The sequence below is a fragment of the Nocardioides aquiterrae genome (genome assembly GCF_039526625.1).
GTDB classification, from domain to species: Bacteria; Actinomycetota; Actinomycetes; order Propionibacteriales; family Nocardioidaceae; genus Nocardioides; species Nocardioides aquiterrae.
The window spans coordinates 199,755-213,262 of sequence record NZ_BAAAJE010000030.1 but is presented as its reverse complement, the minus strand read 5'-3'; the positions used below and the strand labels follow the sequence as shown (position 1 = coordinate 213,262).

15 protein-coding genes are annotated in these 13,508 nt (G+C 72.9%); 5 read left to right on the top strand and 10 right to left on the bottom strand.

Annotation, left to right across the window (positions count from 1 at the left end):
- Positions 1-37: 37 nt before the first annotated feature.
- The 4 genes from coaD to ABD086_RS23380 are packed head-to-tail and all read right to left on the bottom strand — an operon-like array spanning position 38 to position 4,994.
- Positions 38-517, bottom strand: coding sequence for a pantetheine-phosphate adenylyltransferase (coaD, locus tag ABD086_RS23395; protein ID WP_343910739.1), 480 nt, complete (start codon positions 515-517; stop codon positions 38-40).
- On the bottom strand, positions 514-1,080 hold the full coding sequence (gene rsmD, locus ABD086_RS23390) for a 16S rRNA (guanine(966)-N(2))-methyltransferase RsmD (RefSeq protein ID WP_343910737.1): 567 nt from the start codon (positions 1,078-1,080) through the stop codon (positions 514-516). Before rsmD ends, coaD begins: the two co-directional genes overlap by 4 nt.
- A 7-nt stretch (positions 1,081-1,087) precedes the next feature.
- Positions 1,088-3,325 (bottom strand): ATP-dependent DNA helicase RecG, encoded by a 2,238-nt coding sequence (locus tag ABD086_RS23385; RefSeq protein ID WP_343910735.1) that lies wholly within the window; start codon positions 3,323-3,325, stop codon positions 1,088-1,090.
- Between the two features lie 13 nt (positions 3,326-3,338).
- A complete protein-coding gene (locus ABD086_RS23380) occupies positions 3,339-4,994 on the bottom strand; it encodes a DAK2 domain-containing protein (protein ID WP_343910733.1) in 1,656 nt (551 codons plus the stop codon).
- A gap of 157 nt (positions 4,995-5,151) precedes the next feature.
- Here ABD086_RS23380 and rpmB point away from each other — a divergent pair, with 157 nt between their 5' ends.
- A complete protein-coding gene (rpmB, locus tag ABD086_RS23375; RefSeq protein ID WP_011756723.1) occupies positions 5,152-5,337 on the top strand; it encodes a 50S ribosomal protein L28 in 186 nt (61 codons plus the stop codon).
- Between the two features lie 172 nt (positions 5,338-5,509).
- Here rpmB and ABD086_RS23370 read toward each other — a convergent pair whose 3' ends face one another.
- On the bottom strand, positions 5,510-6,460 hold the full coding sequence (locus ABD086_RS23370; protein ID WP_343910721.1) for a thiamine-phosphate kinase: 951 nt from the start codon (positions 6,458-6,460) through the stop codon (positions 5,510-5,512).
- A gap of 94 nt (positions 6,461-6,554) precedes the next feature.
- Between ABD086_RS23370 and ABD086_RS23365 the strand changes: the two genes are divergently transcribed.
- Together ABD086_RS23365 and ABD086_RS23360 are read left to right on the top strand one after the other, a co-directional pair.
- Positions 6,555-6,791 (top strand): Lrp/AsnC ligand binding domain-containing protein, encoded by a 237-nt coding sequence (locus tag ABD086_RS23365; protein WP_028636164.1) that lies wholly within the window; start codon positions 6,555-6,557, stop codon positions 6,789-6,791.
- Between the two features lie 29 nt (positions 6,792-6,820).
- Positions 6,821-7,282, top strand: a complete 462-nt coding sequence (locus ABD086_RS23360; protein WP_343910716.1) for a DUF3515 domain-containing protein — start codon at positions 6,821-6,823, stop codon at positions 7,280-7,282.
- Between the two features lies 1 nt (position 7,283).
- On the opposite strand, the gene ABD086_RS23355 is transcribed toward ABD086_RS23360, so the two are convergent.
- Positions 7,284-8,405: a D-alanine--D-alanine ligase family protein gene (locus ABD086_RS23355; protein WP_343910714.1), complete on the bottom strand. Its 1,122-nt coding sequence runs from the start codon at positions 8,403-8,405 to the stop codon at positions 7,284-7,286.
- A gap of 33 nt (positions 8,406-8,438) precedes the next feature.
- On the opposite strand from ABD086_RS23355, the gene ABD086_RS23350 reads away from it, so the two are divergent.
- Complete coding sequence (locus tag ABD086_RS23350) at positions 8,439-9,491, top strand: trans-sulfuration enzyme family protein (protein ID WP_343910712.1); 1,053 nt, start codon at positions 8,439-8,441, stop codon at positions 9,489-9,491.
- A gap of 3 nt (positions 9,492-9,494) precedes the next feature.
- On the opposite strand, the gene ABD086_RS23345 is transcribed toward ABD086_RS23350, so the two are convergent.
- Both ABD086_RS23345 and ABD086_RS23340 read right to left on the bottom strand, forming a co-directional pair.
- Positions 9,495-10,508, bottom strand: a complete 1,014-nt coding sequence (locus tag ABD086_RS23345; RefSeq protein ID WP_343910710.1) for an NAD(P)H-dependent glycerol-3-phosphate dehydrogenase — start codon at positions 10,506-10,508, stop codon at positions 9,495-9,497.
- Positions 10,505-11,266 carry a lysophospholipid acyltransferase family protein gene (locus ABD086_RS23340; RefSeq protein ID WP_343910708.1) on the bottom strand — a complete coding sequence of 254 codons (762 nt, stop codon included), beginning with the start codon at positions 11,264-11,266 and terminating at the stop codon, positions 10,505-10,507. Before ABD086_RS23340 ends, ABD086_RS23345 begins: the two co-directional genes overlap by 4 nt.
- A 41-nt stretch (positions 11,267-11,307) precedes the next feature.
- On the opposite strand from ABD086_RS23340, the gene cofC reads away from it, so the two are divergent.
- Positions 11,308-11,949 (top strand): 2-phospho-L-lactate guanylyltransferase, encoded by a 642-nt coding sequence (gene cofC, locus ABD086_RS23335; protein ID WP_343910706.1) that lies wholly within the window; start codon positions 11,308-11,310, stop codon positions 11,947-11,949.
- Between the two features lie 30 nt (positions 11,950-11,979).
- Here cofC and ABD086_RS23330 read toward each other — a convergent pair whose 3' ends face one another.
- Both ABD086_RS23330 and leuD read right to left on the bottom strand, forming a co-directional pair.
- Positions 11,980-12,645 carry an HU family DNA-binding protein gene (locus tag ABD086_RS23330; RefSeq protein WP_343910704.1) on the bottom strand — a complete coding sequence of 222 codons (666 nt, stop codon included), beginning with the start codon at positions 12,643-12,645 and terminating at the stop codon, positions 11,980-11,982.
- 253 nt (positions 12,646-12,898) lie between these two features.
- On the bottom strand, positions 12,899-13,507 hold the full coding sequence (gene leuD / locus ABD086_RS23325; RefSeq protein ID WP_343910703.1) for a 3-isopropylmalate dehydratase small subunit: 609 nt from the start codon (positions 13,505-13,507) through the stop codon (positions 12,899-12,901).
- Between the last annotated feature and the right edge of the window lies 1 nt (position 13,508).

Below are 13,508 nucleotides of genomic sequence, written 5' to 3'. Positions count from 1 at the left end.
GTACCGGGCGGGCGTCCGGCGGAGCAAAAGCAGGCGCTCAGGAGCGGCCCAGCCGCTCCATCATCCGGGCGTGCACGGCGGGCGGGACCAGGTCGGAGACGTCGCCGCCGAGCGACGCGACCTCCTTGACCAGGCTGGACGAGATGTAGCCGAGCGCGGCGGTCGTCGGGATGAACACCGTCTCGACGCCGGTCAGGTGGGAGTTCATCTGGGCCATCGGCAGCTCGTACTCGTAGTCGTTGCCGCCGCGGAGCCCCTTGACGATCGCCTGGGCCCCGATCTCGCGGCAGAAGTCCACGATCAGGCCGCTGAAGCCCCTCACCGTGACGTTCGGCAGGTCCGCGCACGCCTCGCGCAGCATCTCCAGCCGGGCCTCGGGGTCGAACATGCGGGACTTCGACGGGTTGGTCCCGGTCGCGACCACGAGCTCGTCGAAGAGCCCGGCAGCCCGCCGGAAGATGTCGACGTGCCCGTTGGTCACCGGGTCGAACGATCCGGGGCACACCGCGCGGGTCATGGCGTGGAGGCTATCGCGTACCAGAGCGTGGTCTCGCCGTACCTCTTCGATCGGGTCTCCCCCAGGCCGTCGGGCCACGACGGCTCGGGGCTGCGGGACGACCGCTCCACGACCACCATCGCGCCGGGCACCAGCCACCCGTGCTCGACCAGGGCGGCGAGGTCGGCGGCGACCGCGGCCTCGTCGAGCGGGTACGGCGGGTCGAGGAACGCGACGTCGTACGGCGCGCCCGGCGGCCGGCGGAGCGTGGCGGCGACCGACCCGGTGACGACGTGGGCCTTCGCGAATCCGATCGTGCGTGCGTTGTCGGCGATCAGCGCGGCGGTCCGGCGGTCCTGCTCGACGAGCGTCACGACGTCGGCCCCGCGCGACCAGGCCTCGAGGCCGACCGCGCCGGACCCGGCGTACAGGTCGAGGACGCGGAGCCCGTGCAGGGAGCCGCACCACGACTCGACGGCGGAGAACAGGGCCTCGCGCACCCGGTCGCTGGTCGGGCGGGTGGCCGCGCCGCGAGGAGTGTTCAGGCGGCGCCCGCCCGCCGCTCCTCCGATGATCCGCGTCATGGGGTGATCACGACTTGTCCATGAAGTCGGCCTGGACCGAGAGCTCGAGCCGGTGGACCGCGACCGCGAGGTCGGGCGCGTGGGCGAGGTCGGCGTCGGCGTCGAGCAGGGCGTTGGCCGCCTCCCGGGCCTGCACGATCGTCTTCTCGTCGCGGAGCACCCGGAGGTTCTGCAGACCGGAGCGGTATCCGGACTGCGACTTCCCGAGGACGTCTCCCTCGCGCCGCTGCTCCAGGTCGACGCGGCTGAGCTCGAAGCCGTCGGTCGTGGCCGCCACCGCGTCCAGCCGCTGCCGCGCCGGCGACTGCGGCTCGGCGTGCGTGACGAGCAGGCACAGGCCGGGCAGCCCGCCCCGGCCCACCCGCCCGCGGAGCTGGTGCAGCTGGGACACGCCGAACCGCTCGGCGTCCAGCAGCACCATCGCGGTGGCGTTCGCGACGTCGACGCCGACCTCGATCACGGTCGTCGAGACCAGCACGTCGACCTCACCGGCCGCGAACGCCCGCATCACCCGGTCCTTGTCGTCCGGCGGCATCTTGCCGTGCAGCTTCTCCACCCGCAGCCCGGCCAGCGGGCCCTCCGCGAGCTGGGCGGTCACCTCCTCGACGGCGGCGAGACCGCCGTCGGGCTTCGACCCCGGTACGACGTCGCCCTCCTCGTCCAGGTCGACCTGGTCGGTCTCGCCCTGCTCGGCCTCGTCGCCGGTGATCCGCGGGCAGACGACGTAGACCTGGTGGCCCTTCTCGACCTCCTCGCGCACCCGCTCCCAGACCCGGCCGATCCAGGACGGGTGCTCGGCCAGCGCCACGACGTTGGTCTGGATCGGCGCCCGGCCGGCCGGCAGCTCGGTGAGCGTGCTGGTCTCCAGGTCGCCGAACACGGTCATCGCGACGGTGCGCGGGATCGGCGTCGCGGTCATCACCAGCACGTGGGGCGGGGTGCCGGCCTTGTCGGTGAGCGCGGCGCGCTGCTCGACACCGAACCGGTGCTGCTCGTCGACGACGACCAGGCCGAGGTCGGCGAACATCACGTTCTCCTCGAGCAGCGCGTGCGTGCCGATCACGATGCCGGCCTCGCCGGTGGCGATCCGCGACATCGGTCCGGTGCGTTGCGCCTTGGTCATCGACCCGGTGAGCAGCTCGACGTTCGTGGCGTCCGCGGAGCCGCCGAGCATGCCGCCGGCGGCGAGGTCGCCGAGCAGCGCGGTGATCGAGCGGTGGTGCTGCTGGGCGAGCACCTCGGTCGGCGCGAGCAGCGCCGCCTGGCCGCCGGAGTCGACGACCCGGAGCATCGCCCGGAGCGCCACCAGGGTCTTGCCGGAGCCGACCTCGCCCTGGAGCAGCCGGTTCATCGGGTGCGGCTGGGCGAGGTCGTGCTCGATCTCGGCGCCGATCGCCCGCTGCCCCTCGGTGAGCTCGAAGGGCAGCCGCGCGTCGAACTCCGCGAGCAGGCCGCCCTGGTCACCGGTGCGGGCCTGCGCGGCCTGGGCGCGCAGCAGCCGGCGCCGGCGGGCGAGCACGAGCTGGGTGACCAGCGCCTCCTCGAACCGGAACCGGCGCTGGGCGCCGGCGATCTCGCCGTGGTCGTGCGGGTTGTGGATCCGCTGGAGCGCGGTGTGGACGTCGAGCAGGTCGTACTCCTCGCGCACCGGCGCGGGGATGACGTCCGGCACGTCGTCGATGACGGTCAGCGCGAACGCGACGGCCCGCTGGATGTCCCACGAGTCGACGCCCTTGGTGAGCGGATAGATCGGGTAGAACTCGCCGATCGCGTCCAGCGACAGCTGGGCGGCGTCCTCGTCCTTGTCGCCGAAGAGCACGAGCTGGGGGTTGGTCAGTTGCCACTCGTGGCGGAAGCGGCCGACCTTGCCGAGGAAGATGCCGCGCCGGCCCACGGGCATCCGGTCCTGCTGCCACTGCGCCGTGCCCCGGTTCTTGGCGAAGAACGAGATGCGGAACGACGGGCCGTCGGTGCGGACCACGACGTCGAGGCGGTACGCCGGGCGGCCGGTGCGCCGGTCCTTGTAGGTGGCGAGCCCGGACTCCGCGATCTGGCCGACGACGGTGAGCACCTCGCCCTCGTGCAGCTCGTCGATGCGGGTGAGCTCGCCGGTCTTCACGTAGCGGCGCGGGAAGTGGTGGAGCAGGTCGCCGACCGTGCGCAGGCCGAGCTTCTCCGCGATCGCCTCGCGCTTCTTCTTGTGGTCGCCGAGGACGGCGACCACCGGCGAGTCGAGTCCGATCACCCCGTGCGCCCCCTCACTCGACCGACATCAGCAGCGGGTACCGCTCCTGGCCACCGTCGTACACCACGACGTCGACCACGGGGTACCGCTCCTCGACGTACGCCGCGCACCGCGTCGCGAGGGAGCCCTCGGGGTCGTCGGCGCCGGCCACGATCGTGGCCAGCTCGCCACCGCCGCCGAGCAGCCGGTCGAGCACGTCGGTCGCGACCGCGTAGAGGTCCTCGCCCACCACGACGAAGTCGCCCGCGACCACGCCGAGCACGTCGCCCGGCTCGCAGGGCCCGGCCATCGTCATCGCCTGGCGCGCGGCGACCGTGACGGCCCCCTGGCGGGCGTGCCGGGCGGTGGCGGTCATCTCGAGCACGTCCTGCTCGAAGGTCCGGCCCGGCTCGTGGACCGCGGCGGCGGCCAGCCCGGTGACCTGCGCGTGGGTGGGGATCACCGCGACCCGGACCGCGCCGTCGGAGTCGGCCTCGGCGGTGCGGGCCGCGATCTCGGCGACCCGCACCGAGTCGTGGTCGTTGGGCAGCACGATGACCTCGGCGGCGGCGCAGGAGGTGATCGCCTCGAGCAGCTGCCCGGTCGAGGGTCGGTGGCCCGGGCCGCCCGGGACCACGACCGCGCCGGCCTCCTCGAACAGCGCCGCCAGGCCCGGCCCGGCGGCGACCGCGACCACCCGGCGGCCGGTGCGCGCCCGGGTCTGCCGGCGGAGCTCGGCCACCTGCTCGGCGAAGTGCGTGACCCGGATCCGGTGCGGCCGCCCGGCGGCGATCCCCGCCTCGACGGCCGCGCCCACGTCGTCGACGTGCACGTGGACGTTCCAGAGACCGTCGCCACCGACGACCACCAGCGAGTCGCCGAGGCCGGACAACTGCTCGCGCAGGCCGGGTACGGCGGAGTCCTCGGCGTCGAGGAGGTACATCACCTCGTACTGGGGCCCGTCGGGGTGCAGGTCGCCGCTGGCCGGCTGCGGGACCGGGATGTGGTGGGTCCCGATCGGCGCGGCGACCGGTGTCGGCCGGCGCCCGGTCAGCACGGTCTCGGCCGCGTCGAGGATCACGCTCACCCCACGGCCGCCGGCGTCGACGACGCCGGCGTGGCGCAGCGCGGCGAGCTGCTCCGGCGTCCGCGCCAGCGCCTCGCGGGCGGCGGCGGCCGCGTGGGCGAACACGTCGCGGGCGCGGGCACCGGTCTCCTTGGCGACCTCCCCGGCGGCCTCCGCGGCGGCGCGGGTGACGGTGAGCATGGTGCCCTCGACGGGCGTGCCGACCGCGGCGTAGCTGGCGTCCGAGGCGCGGCGGATGGCGTCGGCCATCACGTGCGCGTTCCGCTCGTCCGGGTGGGCCTGGGCGACCCGGCGCCCGATCGCGCCGAGCATCTCGCTGAGGATCACGCCGGAGTTGCCGCGGGCGCCCAGGAGCGCGCCGCGGGAGAACGCCGCGAGCGCCGTACCCAGGTCGGCGTCCGGGTCGCCGCCAGTGGCCTCGCGGACGGCGTCGCGGGCGGCCGACATCGTGAGGTACATGTTGGTCCCCGTATCGCCGTCGGGCACCGGGAAGACGTTGAGCGCGTCGATCTCCTCGCGGGCCGCGGCGAGGGCGTCCACGGCGATGTCGACGAACCGCAGGACCACCGCGAGGGTGATGCGTCCGCTGCGGGGAGTTTCCATCGCCGTCCTAGTTCAGGGAGACTGGAGTGGCTCAGGTTAGTGGGTCGCGCTCGATTTCAGGGGTCGCGGGGGCATCGGATACTCTGGTGCGGTTGCCCGCCCAGCGGGCCCACAGCTTCTTTCGTACACATCATCGATTCGTCTCCAGGAGTTCACGGTGGCTGCCGTCTGCGACATCTGCGCCAAGAAGCCCGGCTTCGGCAACAACCGGCCGTGGTCGCGCAAGATCACGAAGCGTCGCTTCGACCCCAACATCCAGCGCGTCCGGGCCACCGTCAACGGCACCCCGAAGCGTCTCAACGTGTGCACCGGCTGCCTCAAGGCCGGTAAGGTCACCCGCTGACCCACCGCACTCTGCGCGAGGCCCCGACCTGATGGTCGGGGCCTGCTGCATTTTCTCACCGAGTCGGCGCCAGTGCAGGCCGAAAGAGGGCCGAGTCGGCGCGAATGCAGGCGGCCGGCCTGCAGTAGCGCCGACTCGACCGGGCTGGGGCCTGCAGTAGCGCCGAGTCGGCCTAGAAGTGGGTCCAACCGGCCGGGCCGTCGTACTCCGCGCCGTCCACGGTGACGCCCGACCCCTCCCCGACCGAGCCGATCACGGCCCAGCCGTCCGGCACGGCGTCGACCGACGCGTACGTCGCGAGCAGCGCGTGGTCGTCGCCGCCGGTCAGGATGAACGACAGCGGGTCCGCGCCGGTCGCGGCGCCGACGGCCTGGAGGGGCTCGGGGACGTCGAACGCCGCCGCGTGCACGTCGATCGCGACGCCGGAGCCGGCCGCGAGGTGGCCGGCGTCCGCGAGCAGCCCGTCGGAGACGTCGATCATCGCGGTCGCCCCCGCCTCGGCGGCGACCCGGCCGGCGTCGTACGGCGGCTCGGGCCGGCGGTAGGCCTCGACGAGGACCCGCGGCGAGCGGAAGCCGCGGCCGAGCACCGCCAGCCCGCCCGCGGCCCAGCCCTGCCGGCCGGTGATCGCGAGCACGTCGCCGGGCCGCGCGCCCGAGCGGAGCACCGGCGCCTGCGTGCACGCGCCGAGCACGGTCACCGCGATCACGATCTCGTCGGCGCGGGTGAGGTCGCCGCCCACGACGGAGGCGCCGACGAGCGCGCACTCGTCCGCGAAGCCCTGCGCGAGGTCCAGCGCCCACTGCGCGGGGAGGTCGGCGGGCGCGGCCAGGCCGATGGTCAGGGACGTCGCCCGGCCCCCCATCGCGTTGACGTCGGAGAGGTTCTGGGCGGCGGCGCGGTGGCCGACGTCGGCCGCCGAGGCCCACTCGCGGCGGAAGTGCCGACCCTCGACGACCAGGTCGGTGGACACCACGACGTGCCCGGTCTTCACGCGCAGCACGGCGGCGTCGTCGCCCGGCCCCACGAGCACCTGCTCGCCCTGCGGGAACAGCCCGACGAGCTCCGCGATCAGTCCGAACTCGCCGACGTCGGCGAGGGTGGCGTCAGGAGGGATCGGCATGCGTCCCATCCCACCATGCCGGGGTGTCCGCGGCCGGTACCGCACGGTAGGTTGGCCGACGACAAGCACGCTGATCGCACGAGGGAGAGACCCGATGGTCGTCCAGGCGTACATCCTGATCCAGACCGATGTCGGCAAGGCCGCCGAGGTCGCCGCCGCCATCGCCCAGGTGAAGGGCGTGACCCTCGCCGAGGACGTCACCGGCCCCTACGACGTGATCGTCCGCGCCGAGGCCCGCAACGTCGACGAGCTCGGCAAGCTCGTGGTCTCGAAGGTCCAGAACCTCGACGGCATCACCCGCACGCTGACCTGCCCGGTCGTGCACATCTGAGGGTGACCCGCGCCGTACGCCGACGCCCCGTGTCCCGCCGGACACGGGGCGTCGTCGCGTGCGCGGCGGTCGTCCTGCTGGCGACCGGCTGCAGCCACGGTCCGCCCGAGATCGACGCGCCCGACCTCTCGGCCGCCGACGCGGCGACCTGCCGCGACTTCGTGAACGCGCTCCCCGAGACCCTGGGGGGACACGAGCCGGCCGCGACCACCGGCGACACCGTCTACGGCGCCGCGTGGGGCGACCCGGCGATCGTGCTCACCTGCGGCGTCGGCCCGGTCGACCTGACCGAGGTGCCGCCGTGCACGGTCGTCAACGGGGTCGGGTGGGTCGTGCAGGAGACCGACGGCCGCACCACGCTCACCGCCGACGGCTACCGCCCCCGCGTGCGGCTCGTCGTGCCCGACGACTACGAGCAGCCCGCCGGCCTGGTGACCGGGCTCGCTCCCCTCGTCAAGAAGTACCTGAGGCTGGAGGAGCGCTGCCTGTGAGTCAGCGCAGGCCGGTGTCGCGCTGCAGCGCGAGCCGGATCAGCCGGTCCACGAGCGCCGGGTAGTCCACGCCGGTCGCGGCCCACATCCGCGGGTACATCGAGGTCGGGGTGAAGCCGGGCATCGTGTTGATCTCGTTGACCACGACCCGGTCGCCGGGCAGCACGAAGAAGTCCACGCGGGCCAGGCCCTCGCCGTCGACCGCCTCGAACGCGCGCACCGACATGTCGCGGATCTGCTCGGTGACCGCGTCCGGGAGGTTCGCCGGTACGTCGAGCTCGGTGTGCTCCTCGGGCAGGTACTTGGCCGCGAAGTCGTAGAACTCGTGGTCGCCCGAGATGCGGATCTCGGCCGGCACGCTGGTCTCCGGGGTGCCGTCGAGGGCCTGGAGCACCCCGCACTCGACCTCGCGGCCGCCCTCGGCGTACGCCTCGAGCAGCACCTTGGGGTCGTACCGCAGCGCCTCCTCGATCGCCCCCGCCAGCTCCGACTCGTCGTGCACCTTGGAGATGCCGATGCTGGAGCCGCCGCGCGCGGGCTTGGCGAAGAGCGGGTAGCCGAGGCCGGCGGCGCGCTCGCGGCAGCCGGGCTGGTCCCGCTCCCACTGGCGCGCGGTCACCGTCGTCGAGGGCAGCACCGGAAGCCCGGCGGCGGCCAGCACCACCTTCATGTACGCCTTGTCCATGCTGACCGCGGAGGAGAGCACGCCGGCGCCGACGTACCGGACCCCCGCCATCTCGAACAAGCCCTGGATGGTGCCGTCCTCGCCCCACGGCCCGTGCAGCAGCGGGAAGACCACGTCGACCTCGCCGAGGGTGCGCGGCGGCTGGGACGGCTCGGTGACGACCAGTCCCGTCGAGGCCGCCTCGGGCGCGAGGGCGACCGGCGCGCGGTCGCCGTCGACGCTCGGCAGCTGGTCGGGTCCGGTGATGCGCAGTTGGTCCGGGTCCCCGGACTCGAGCACCCAGCGGCCGTCGGTGGCGATGCCGATCGGCACGACGTCGTACACGTTCCGGTCGATCGCGGCGAGCACGCTGCCCGCCGTCACGCACGAGATGGCGTGCTCGCTCGACTTGCCGCCGAAGACGACGGCGACGCGGGGCTTGCGGCTGGGCTCGTTCATCGCGACGACCCTATCCGGCCTAGCCTGTGGGTCATGAAGCCCGCCACCGTCGCCGTCACCGCCGGACGCCCGCCGCACGAGCCGGACCGGCCGCTGAGCGAGCCGATCACGATGGCCTCGACCTACGTCGCGGGCGGCGACCTGGAGTACGGGCGCTACGCCAACCCGACGTGGACGGCGTTCGAGGAGGCGCTCGGGGCGCTGGAGGGCGGGCGGGCGCTGGCCTTCTCGTCCGGCATGGCCGCCGTGACGACCGTGCTCGACCTGGTCGGGCACGACGCGCTGGTCGTCGCACCCGCGCACTCCTACACCGGCACGCTGCTCCAGCTCGGCGACCTCGAGAGCCGCGGCCGGATCCGCACGAAGCTCGTCGACATCACCGACACCGACGCGGTGGTGGCGGCGTGCGAGGACGCCGCGCTGGTGTGGTTCGAGTCGCCCACCAACCCGGCCCTCGAGGTCGCGGACATCCCGCGGATCGCCGACGCGGCGCACGACGCAGGGGCGTACGTCGTGGTGGACAACACGTTCGCCACTCCCCTGCTCCAGCAGCCGCTGAGCCTGGGGGCCGACATCGTCGTGCACTCGGTGACGAAGTTCCTCGCCGGCCACAGCGACGTGCTGATGGGCGCGGTCGTCACGGACGACGAACAGCTGCACGGCGTGCTCAAGGGCCGCCGCGACCTGCTCGGCGCCACCCCGGGCACGCTGGAGGCCTGGCTCGCGCTGCGCGGCCTGCGGACCCTGCACCTGCGGGTCGAGCGGTCGCAGCAGAACGCCCAGGAGCTGGTGCGCCGGTTGGCCGACCACCCGGCGATCGGCGAGGTGCGGTACCCGGGCTTCGGCGGCATCGTCTCGGTCGTGCTCGCCCAGGGCGCGATGGCCGCCGACCTGCTCGTGCACAAGACGTCCCTGTGGGTGCACGCCACGTCGCTCGGCGGGGTGGAGTCGACCTTCGAGCGCCGCCGCCGCTGGAAGGCCGAGCCCGCGACCATCCCCGAGGGCCTGGTGCGGCTGTCCGTGGGCGTCGAGGACGTCGACGACCTGTGGGACGACCTGCGCGGCGCGCTAGACGACCTGACCTAGCGGCTACTCGGTCTCGGACTTCGTGTCCCGGGCGATGAACGCGTCCATCATCTCGGGCGCGGTCATCCGCCCGGCGACGACGGCGTCCACGTGCTCCGCGATCGGCGCGTCGACGCCGGTGCGCTCGGCCAGCGCGAGCAGCGAGGAGCAGGACTTCGCGCCCTCGGCGACCTGGCGGGTGGTCGCGAGGATCTCGTCGGTGGTCATCCCCCGACCGAGCTTCTCGCCGAACGTGCGGTTGCGCGACAGCGGCGACGAGCAGGTCGCGACGAGGTCGCCGAGGCCGGCCAGGCCCATCAGCGTCAGCGGGTTGGCGCCGAGCGCGGTGGCGAGCCGCGCGGTCTCGGCCAGGCCGCGGGTGATGACCGAGGCGGTGGTGTTGTCGCCGAAGCCGAGGCCGACCGCCATGCCGACCGACAGCGCGACGACGTTCTTGTAGGCGCCACCGAGCTCGCAGCCCAGCACGTCCGGGCTCGTGTACGGGCGGAACGCCGGGGAGTGGATGCGCTGCTGGACCTGGCGGGCGACGTCCTCGACGGCGCACGCGACGACCGACGCGGCCGGCTCGCGCTTGGCGATCTCCTTGGCCAGGTTGGGTCCGCTGACCACCGCGATCCGATCGGGACCGGCGCCGGTGACCTCGCCGATCACCTGGCTCATCCGGTCCAGCGTGCCGAGCTCGACGCCCTTCATCAGCGAGACGAGCACCGAGCCCGGCTCGATGTGCGGTGCCCACTCGGTGAGGTTGACGCGCAGCGACTGCGACGGGGTGGCGAGCACGACCAGGTCGGCGCCGTGCGCGGCCTTCTCGACGTCGTGGGTCGCGGAGACCTGCTGGGGCAGCTCGATCCCGGGCAGGTACTCGCTGTTCTCCCGCCGGTCGTTGATCGTCTCGGCGACCTCCTCGCGACGCGCCCAGATCGTGACGTCGTTGCCGGCGTCGGCGAGCACGACCGAGAAGGCGGTGCCCCACGATCCCGCGCCGAACACCGCGACCTTGCCGCGGGCGGCCCTCACGTCGTGCCCTCGGGCTTGTTGGGGTTGCCGATCTGGCGCACGCCCGCCTTCTTCATGTCGAAGCGCTCCGGAGGCGCGGTCTCGCCGCGCACGTCCTCGACGAGGGCGGTGATGGCGGCCATGATCCGGTCGGTCGCCTCCTGGATCACCGCGACCGTGCGCGGCTTCGCCTCGAGGTCCGAGAGGTCGACCGGCGTGCCGACCTTCATCGTCACCAGCTTGCGCGGGAACAGGTCGGGCTTCTTCGCGTACGGCGCGAGCAGCTGCTGGGCGCCCCACTGGCCCACCGGGATGACCGGGCAGCCGGTGGCGAGCGCGATCCGCGCGGCGCCGGACTTGCCGGTCATCGGCCACCCGCCGGGATCGCGGGTGATCGTGCCCTCGGGGTAGACGACCACGCACTTGCCGTCGCGGACGGCCTGGACGGCGGCGTCGAACGCGCCGGCGGCGTTCTTGCTCAACCGCTCGACGGGGATCTGGCCGGCGGCGGTGAAGAACGCGCTGAGCGCCTTGTTCTTGAACAGCCCGGACTTCGCCAGGTAGTGCGGCAGCCGCCCGTGGTCGTAGACGAGCTGTGCGGCGGTCAGCGGATCCACGTGCGACACGTGGTTGAGCACGATGATGCACCCGCCCGTCGCGGGGATGTTCTCCCCGTCGATCCAGTCGTGCTTGGTGGTCGACACCAGCGCAGCCCGGACGATGGGCTCGGCCAACCACCAGGCCCAGCTCTTCTTCTCCCGCATCTTGCGAACGACCACGTGCGCAGGCTACTCGGTCACCACCTGACAGGATCGGCACGATGCCCGTGTCCCGCTACGCCGCCCTGATCCCCGTGAAGCCGCCCGCGATCGGCAAGTCCCGCCTGCTCGGCGTGGCCGACCGGCGCGCGCTCGCGGAGGCGTTCGCGCTCGACACCGTGGCCGCGTGCGTGGCGGCGTCGGCGGTCGCCGAGGTCCTCGTCGTCACCGACGACGCGCCGTTCTCGGCCCGGCTGACACGCCTCGGCACCGACGCGATCCCCGACGGCGTGGCGGGCGACCTCAACGGCACGCTGCGCCAGGCGGCGGCGGAGGCGCGCCGGCGCTGGCCGGACCTGCGGCCGGTCGCGGTCTGCGCCGACCTGCCGGCGCTGCGTCCCGCGGACCTCGACGCCGTGCTGCTGCGGGCCGGCCCGCACCCGGCGTTCGTCCCCGATGCGGCGGGCGTGGGCACGACGCTCTACCTCGCGGCGTACGACGAGTTCGACCCGCGCTTCGGTCCGGGCTCCCGCGAGGCACACCTCGACGCGGGCGCCCTCGAGCTCACCGACGCGGCACCCTCGGTGCGCCGCGACGTCGACGACGCCGACGACCTGCACGACGCCGTGGCCCTGGGCGTCGGGCCCGAGACGGCCGCCCTCACCCGAGCCGGCACGACGACGGGCCGCCACCCCGAGGGGTGACGGCCCGTCCTCCGTGGTTCCCGACCGGGGTCAGGACTTCTTGGCGGTCTTCTTCGCCGGCGCCTTCTTGGCCGGAGCCTTCTTCGCCGGCGCCTTCTTGGCGGTGGCGGTCTTCTTCGCCGCGGTCTTCTTGGCCGGTGCCGACTTCGTGGCCGACGTCTTCTTGGCGGCGGTGGTCTTCTTCGCCGGTGCCTTCTTGGCGGGAGCCGACTTCGTGGCGGAGGCCTTCTTGGCCGGGGCCGCCTTCTTGGCGGAAGCCGCCTTCGTGGCCGGAGCCTTCTTGGCCGCGGTCTTGGCGGTCGTGGTCTTCTTCGCCGGCGTCGCCTTCTTCGCGGCCGCCGCCGCGGCCTTCTTCGCCGGAGCGGCCGCCTTCTTGGCGGCGGCACTCGACGTGGTGAGGGTCAGCTTCGGCAGCTTCTTCGCTCCCGAGACCACGTTCTTGAGGTCGGCCCCGGCGGTGAACTTCGGCACCGCCGTCTTCTTCGCCTTGATGCGGGCGCCGGTCTGCGGGTTGCGCACCCACCGTGCCTCGCGCACGCGCTTCTCGAACGACCCGAAGCCCGTGATGGCGACCTTCTCACCCTTCGCGACCTCGCGGGTGATCGTGTCCAGCACGGACTCGAGGGCGTGCGAGGCGGCCTTCTTGTTCCCCTCGAAACGCGCCGAGAGAGCGTCGATGAACTCTGACTTGTTCACTGTCTTCCCTTCAATGAACGACAACTGGTCGAGCCCGTGCTCGACTAACTCCCTTGCACGCTAGGTATTCCTGGCCGTCCTCACAATCACCTGAGCCGCGTTTCGTGCCGTGTTTTTTTACGATCGGAAGGCGCAGAACCGGTCAACCGAGCCACATTCGGGGGTTTTCACCCGCCGGAATCCAATTCGTCCGACAAACGCAAGAGGGCGAATCCCCTGTGTGTACTGGGGATTCGCCCTCTCGGCGTCATGGTCAGCCGGCGTGCTGCGTGACCGGCTTCCAGCTCGGGCGGCTCGCCTCGTACGTCGCGATGTCGTCCTCGTGGCCCAACGTGATCCCGATGTCGTCGAGGCCCTCCAGCAGCCGCCACCGCGTGTAGTCGTCGATGTCGAAGGAGTCCTCGATGGCGTCGGGACCGTCGCCGGCGCGCACCGTGCGCGACTCCAGGTCGACGCTGACGGTCGCACCCGGGTTGGCCTCGAGGTGGTCCCACAGTCGCTGCACGGTCTTCTCGTCCACCCGGCCGGCGAGCAGCCCGGCCTTGCCGGAGTTGCCCCGGAAGATGTCGCCGAACCGCGGCGACAGCACCGCCTTGAACCCGTAGTTCTGCAGGGCCCACACCGCGTGCTCGCGGGACGAGCCGGTACCGAAGTTGGGGCCGGCGACGAGGACGGAGCCCGCGGCGTACGCCGGGTTGTTGAGCACGAACGCGGGGTCGTTGCGCCAGGCCGCGAACAGCCCGTCCTCGAAGCCCGTGCGGGTCACCCGCTTGAGGTACTCCGCCGGGATGATCTGGTCGGTGTCGACGTCGCTGCGCCGCAGCGGGACGCCGATGCCGGTGTGCGTCGTGAACTTCTCCATG

Excerpts from the sequence above, each read along its gene's own strand:
- coaD (WP_343910739.1), bottom strand. The coding sequence starts at position 517 with ATGACCCGCGCGGTGTGCCCCGGATCGTTCGACCCGGTGACCAACGGG.
- rsmD (WP_343910737.1), bottom strand. The coding sequence starts at position 1,080 with ATGACGCGGATCATCGGAGGAGCGGCGGGCGGGCGCCGCCTGAACACT.
- ABD086_RS23350 (WP_343910712.1), top strand. The coding sequence starts at position 8,439 with ATGAAGCCCGCCACCGTCGCCGTCACCGCCGGACGCCCGCCGCACGAG.
- ABD086_RS23365 (WP_028636164.1), top strand. The coding sequence starts at position 6,555 with ATGGTCGTCCAGGCGTACATCCTGATCCAGACCGATGTCGGCAAGGCC.
- cofC (WP_343910706.1), top strand. The coding sequence starts at position 11,308 with ATGCCCGTGTCCCGCTACGCCGCCCTGATCCCCGTGAAGCCGCCCGCG.
- ABD086_RS23370 (WP_343910721.1), bottom strand. The coding sequence starts at position 6,460 with ATGCCGATCCCTCCTGACGCCACCCTCGCCGACGTCGGCGAGTTCGGA.
- ABD086_RS23355 (WP_343910714.1), bottom strand. The coding sequence starts at position 8,405 with ATGAACGAGCCCAGCCGCAAGCCCCGCGTCGCCGTCGTCTTCGGCGGC.
- ABD086_RS23380 (WP_343910733.1), bottom strand. The coding sequence starts at position 4,994 with ATGGAAACTCCCCGCAGCGGACGCATCACCCTCGCGGTGGTCCTGCGG.
- leuD (WP_343910703.1), bottom strand. The coding sequence starts at position 13,507 with ATGGAGAAGTTCACGACGCACACCGGCATCGGCGTCCCGCTGCGGCGC.